The sequence below is a fragment of the Streptomyces sp. NPDC032161 genome (assembly GCF_040636995.1).
Taxonomy (GTDB): Bacteria; Actinomycetota; Actinomycetes; order Streptomycetales; family Streptomycetaceae; genus Streptomyces.
In genome coordinates this window covers 1-5,210 of the sequence record NZ_JBEZVN010000085.1, presented here as the reverse complement: position 1 = coordinate 5,210, position 5,210 = coordinate 1, and the positions used below count along the sequence as shown (strand labels likewise).

5 protein-coding genes are annotated in these 5,210 nt (G+C 68.0%); 2 read left to right on the top strand and 3 right to left on the bottom strand.

Annotation, left to right across the window (positions count from 1 at the left end):
* Positions 1–165: 165 nt before the first annotated feature.
* The 3 genes from AB0E67_RS35990 to AB0E67_RS35980 all read right to left on the bottom strand — a co-directional run bounded on the left by AB0E67_RS35990 (position 166) and on the right by AB0E67_RS35980 (position 3,090).
* Positions 166–1,122: a sugar ABC transporter permease gene (locus AB0E67_RS35990; protein ID WP_362035014.1), complete on the bottom strand. Its 957-nt coding sequence runs from the start codon at positions 1,120–1,122 to the stop codon at positions 166–168.
* Positions 1,123–1,127: 5 nt separating this feature from the next.
* Positions 1,128–2,207 carry an extracellular solute-binding protein gene (locus AB0E67_RS35985; protein WP_362035012.1) on the bottom strand — a complete coding sequence of 360 codons (1,080 nt, stop codon included), beginning with the start codon at positions 2,205–2,207 and terminating at the stop codon, positions 1,128–1,130.
* 280 nt (positions 2,208–2,487) lie between these two features.
* The gene (locus AB0E67_RS35980) at positions 2,488–3,090 is read right to left on the bottom strand and encodes a TetR/AcrR family transcriptional regulator (protein WP_362035010.1); all 603 of its coding nucleotides are present in this window, start codon (positions 3,088–3,090) and stop codon (positions 2,488–2,490) included.
* 87 nt (positions 3,091–3,177) lie between these two features.
* Between AB0E67_RS35980 and AB0E67_RS35975 the strand changes: the two genes are divergently transcribed.
* Together AB0E67_RS35975 and AB0E67_RS35970 are read left to right on the top strand one after the other, a co-directional pair.
* Entirely contained in the window at positions 3,178–4,665 is a 1,488-nt protein-coding gene (locus AB0E67_RS35975) for a carboxylesterase family protein (protein WP_362035008.1), read from the top strand.
* Positions 4,666–4,702: 37 nt separating this feature from the next.
* Positions 4,703–5,116 carry a transposase gene (locus AB0E67_RS35970; protein WP_362035006.1) on the top strand — a complete coding sequence of 138 codons (414 nt, stop codon included), beginning with the start codon at positions 4,703–4,705 and terminating at the stop codon, positions 5,114–5,116.
* Positions 5,117–5,210 lie beyond the last annotated feature (94 nt).

Here is a 5,210-nt window from a genome sequence, read left to right as displayed (position 1 = left end):
AACTGCAGACCCTGCTCGCGGTCTGGACCGGCGCCTGCCCCACCTGCCACCGCGACATACCCACCCCAATACCAACCTGACCAAGCACTACTAGCCAGTAGAACGGGCCGACGCAGAGCGCGAAGGCGCCCGCGAGTAGCAGGGTGAGCAGAGGGCCACGGGGCTTCACCGGCGCTCTCCCATCAGGCGGACCTGCAGGATGCCGAGCACGGACACGATCAGCGCGAGCGCGTAGGCGATGGCCGAGGCGTAGCCGAAGTCGAAGTATTTGAAGCCGTTGTTGTAGAGGTACATGGTGACCGTCAAGGTGGCGTTGTCGGGGCCGCCGCCGGTGAGGACGTATGGCTCGTCGAAGAGCTGCAGGGTGCCGATGGTGGAGAGCACCACGGTGAGGAGCGGGATCGGCCGCAGTTGGGGAAGGGTGATGGAGACGAAGCGGCGGATCGGTCCCGCGCCGTCGACCATCGCGGCCTCGTACAGCTCCTTGGGAATGCCCTGCAGGCCGGCGAGGTACATCACCGCGTTGTAGCCGGTGTAGTGCCAGGTGATGACGAGGACGACGCCCACACGTGCCCAGAAGGGGCTGCCGAGCCAGTTCACCCGGTCGACGCCGAACAGGGAGAGGACCCAGTTCAGCAGGCCGGCGTCGCGGTTGAGGATCACGGAGAACATCACGCCCGCAGCGACCAGGCCGGTCAGCGAGGGGACGAAGACGCCGAGTCGCCAGAGCGGGCGCAGCCAGACCTTGGTGGAGTTGAGGGCGAGGGCGACGAGCAGGGCCAGGCCGAGCATCAGCGGCACCTGGACGACCAGGATCAGCGCGGTGTTCTTCAGCGCGGTCCAGAACAGCGGATCTTCCAGCAGGCGCCGGTAGTTGGCGAGTCCGGCGAAGGTCCTGTCGTCCCCGCCGCCGGTGGTGAGGCTGATCCAGAGCGAGGAAGCGATGGGGTACGCCTTGAAGATCGCGAACCCCAGGACGGCGGGCATGATCAGCAGGTACGGGACGGAGCCGCGGGTCAGCAGCCGGCGTCGGCGCGGGCGGGCGCGGCCGGTGCGCGCGGGGGTGCCGCGGCCGGCCGGGGTGACAGTGGCGGGAACACGTTCGGGCGGGGCGAGGGACATGGTGGTCAGGCCGCCTGCTGCCGGCCGGTCTGCTGTGCGAGCCGTTCGGCGGCGTCCTTGAGGGCGCGGGCCGGGTCGGCGCCCTTGACCAGCACCTGGCTCTGGGCGTCGCCGGCGAGCTTGAGAGCACGGGTGTAGTCGCCGGTGAAGTTGGTGGCTTCGGAGCCGGAGGAGAGCATGTCGACGAAGGTCTTCAGTACCTTCTGGCCGCCGTAGAACGGGTGGGGCGCGCTGAACCTCGAGTCGGTGTACGCCGCGCTGAGGGCGGGGAAGACGCCGCCGGAGGTGAACATCCGGTTGATCTCGGCGGGCTTGGTGAGCGCGTACTCGATGAATCGCCAGGCGGCCCGGCGGCGCTTGCTGAAGGCGGCGACGGCCAGGTAGGTGGAGTTGACGATGGCGCCGCGACCGCCCCCGGGAACGGCGGCGGGAGGCTGCATGGCGCGCCATTTCCCCTTCTGATCGGGGAATTTGGCGGCCAGGTACTCGACGGCCCAGGCGGGGTCCGGGGAGGTGGCGAGCTTGCCCTGGCTGAGCAGGCGTTTCCTGGTGCCCTGGCCCGCGGTGTCGGCGAGCAGGCCGTCGTCGTTCATCCGCTTGATGATGGTGAGGGCCTGGACGGCTTCCGGGGAGGCGAGCGTGATCTTGCCTGCCCGGTCGAAGTAGAAGGCGCCTTGGAGCTGCATCAGGTTCTGGAAGAAGTCCATGTCCGGGGTGGTGCCGGGCTTGTCGAGCCCGAGCAGTTGGGCGCCGGTGGCGGCGAGGATCTTCCGTCCGGCGGCGATCAGGTCGTCCCAGCTGCTGATGGCGGTGGGGTCGACACCGGCCTTCTCGAAGTAGTCCTGCCGGTAGAACAGACCGAGCGGGTTGACCTCCCACGGGAGGGCGTGGGCGGCCTTGTCCTTGCCTATGGCGGTCGGCCACAGGCCCTTGGCGAAGGCGCCCTCGTGTCGGTCGGCGCCGAGCTTGGACAGATCGGCGAGGCCGTCGGGGAACTTCTCCACCGTCGCCTCCCGGTCGGTCTGCTCGCCGCGCGCTTCCCTGGCCGCCTTCACGGACGCGTTCAGCGTGGCCAGCGGGTCCACGACCTTGCCCGGCTGCCGCTCCTCCTCCGCGGCCGGCTCGGGGGGCTGTATGCCCTCCGCCTTCGCTTCGGTCAGTTCCTCCAGGACGTCCCGGATTGGCTTCCTGAGATGCTCCTGAGATCCAGGGTTCGTTCACGGGCACGCGTCACGCGGGCTGACGACCTGGCCGGGCTCTCGCCCCTGCGACCGGCAGTGCCCAGCGAACCGGGAGCGGCGTTCCTGCTTCGTCGATCTGAGGGGGCGTCTGTACCGGAACGCGACCGCCGGTGATGGGGCGCGGTCAGGGCTTGGTCATGAACAGCCGGTTGAGGTGCTGGTCGACGGCGGTCAGCGCCTCATGGGGCTCTATCACGCTCAGTTCGATGAGCGGGGTCAGGCCGGTGAGTGCCAGGAGCAGGTTGGTCTCTGTCGCCGGGTCGCGGTCAGGGTTGATGTGGCCGTCGGTGATTGCCTGGCGGACGATCTGCTCGATGAGGTCGCGGCCGTGGGCCAATCCGTCGCGAGCGCGTGTGTGGATGTTCGGGTTGTGCAGTGACTCCAGGACGTAGGCGGCGCTCATCCGACTCGTCGCGCGTGCGTCGGGATGCAGCGGGAGCATCTCCGCAAGCATCACCCGGAGCATGTCACGGGGGTGTGGTGGCCTGCCGAGTTCTCCGACGGCTTCGGCGACGCGCAGTGATGTCTGTTCGGACGCGAAGTCCATGGCGAAGACCAACATCTCTTCCCGGGAGGTGAAGTAGTGCTGCACCGCGCCGTGGGAGATGCCTGCTTCCTGGGCCACTTCGCGGACGCTCGCGTGCGCGATACCGCGTTGCTCCACTACGCGCCACAGTGCTCGGGCGATCGTCTCGCGGCGTTCACGGTGATCCACCTGCTTGGGCATCGTTGCCCTCCCCTGTTTCCATACAGTTGACATATTACAACTGACCGGTAAAAGCTGGGGAGTCCGTTCGTGGAAGAAGGGCATGGCATGTCCGAACAACCGGGAGCACGGACTGCGGAGGGCCTCGTCGAAGGGCGCTGGCAGGAGAACCGTGCGGTCTTTCGTGGCATCCCCTATGCACAGCCGCCGGTCGGGCTCCTGCGCTTCCAGGCGCCGGCACCGGTCGAGGGGTGGGACGGGACGAAGCAGGCGGTCGAATTCGGACCCGTGGTTCCGCAGGCGGGACCGACGGCCGAGAGCTCGGTCGGGAACGACTGGCTCACGCTCAACGTCAGCACCCCGGCCCTGGGGTCAGCCGGGCTGCCCGTGCTGGTGTGGATCCACGGTGGTGCCTACATCGCGGGAGCCTCCAGCGATCCGATGTACGATCCTGCCGCTCTGACCAACGCGGGCCTGGTTGTGGTGACCATCAACTACCGGGTGGCAGCCGAGGGTTTCGTTCTTGTCGAGGGCGCCCCGGCCAATCGCGGGTTTCTCGACCAGATCGCGGCCTTGGAATGGGTACGGCGCAACATCGCCGCTTTCGGCGGAGACCCTGACCAGGTCACGGTAGCGGGGCAGTCCGCCGGGGCAGGGTCTATCGCGGCCCTGCTGACGATGAAGCGGGCGCGCGGACTGTTCCACAGGGCCATCGTGCACTCGGTCCCGGGAACGCTGTGCACCCGTGCGCTGGCGGAAGAAGTCGCCGCCGCGCTCGCGAGCCGGGTCGATGCGGCACCCGACGTCGAAGCACTGTCCGGCATCGACTCCTTGCGCCTGGCCGGCGAGCTCACCGCCCTTGGTGTCGACCTTCCCGGCCACCGCAAGAGTTGGGGGCGGCTCTCGCAGATCGGTGTCGCCGTGTGCCCGGTCCTCGACGGCGCGGTACTCACCGAAACGCCCTGGACGGCGCTGGCCGGCGGCCGTGCAGGAGGAATCGACCTCCTCGTCGGCCACACCCGTGATGAATTCCGGCTGTTCAGCGTCATGATGGGGCGGCTGGGCACCTTCACCGAGGACGAGGCCCATACAGCCCTCGGCCTCTTCGCCCCGGCACCGGGCGGCGCCGACGCCTATCGTGCCGCCTACCCGCAGGCCACCCCTGAAGAATTGATCGAACTTGTGTACTCCGATGCCCTCTTCCGCATGCCCTCACTGCACCTGGCCGAGGCCAATCAAGCGGCTGGCGGCTCATCGTTCCTCTTTGAGCTGCAACTGACGGCTCCGGCGTCCGGCGGAGTCCTGGGCGCCTGCCACAGCCTCGACGTCCCCCTGGCGTTCGGCACGCCGGACAGCCCCGCCGGCCGACACCTTTTCGGCGACCGCCCAACGCCGGAGATCTCGGTGGTATCCCGGGAACTGCGGCGTGCATGGGTCCGCTTCGCCACGACCGGCGACCCCGGATGGCCCGCCCACCGACCCGGGCGACGGCTGACTCGCGTCCTTGATATCGAGTCGAAGACCTTGCCATACCCAGAAGAGGCCTCTCGCCAGATCTGGGAGCGACACGACCCGGCCCCCTTCGACCTCACGTAAACGAGGATCCAGCCTGCCCAGTGCTGCGGCCGGGAGCGTGCGCCGGGTTCTGTTGACACGAAGTGGGGCCCTGACCCCGGAACTTGGACACCGGAGGCACTTGGATCTCGATGGTCCAGGAGAACGGAGTCCCTGGGGGGATGAAGAAGCATTACCCCGTCGAGTTCAAGGCGGACGCGGTCGCGATGTATACCGGTCCCGTCCAGGAGCAACGATCAAGTCGGTCGCCACCGACCTCGGAGTGAACACGGAGACGCTGCGGAACTGGATCCGGGCCGGTGACGGACGCCGGTCCGGTGCGCACTCCACACCTGAGGCGGCGGCGCGGCCTGACGGTGACGGGGGTCAGGCGGAGCCGGCCGCCGCGAGGAAGATGATCCGCGAGCTGGAGGAGGAGCGGGACATTCTCCGCAAGGCAGCCCGGTGTTTCGCGAGAGAGACGCGCTGGTGAGGAGCCGTAAATCAACTACTGCCTGATTTGATCTTGTTGTCGTGCTCGGTGATCACCTTCTGCAGGGCTTCGAGTGTGCGTGGTGGATGTGGCC

Excerpts from the sequence above, each read along its gene's own strand:
- AB0E67_RS35975 (WP_362035008.1), top strand. The coding sequence starts at position 3,178 with ATGTCCGAACAACCGGGAGCACGGACTGCGGAGGGCCTCGTCGAAGGG.
- AB0E67_RS35980 (WP_362035010.1), bottom strand. The coding sequence starts at position 3,090 with ATGCCCAAGCAGGTGGATCACCGTGAACGCCGCGAGACGATCGCCCGA.
- AB0E67_RS35990 (WP_362035014.1), bottom strand. The coding sequence starts at position 1,122 with ATGTCCCTCGCCCCGCCCGAACGTGTTCCCGCCACTGTCACCCCGGCC.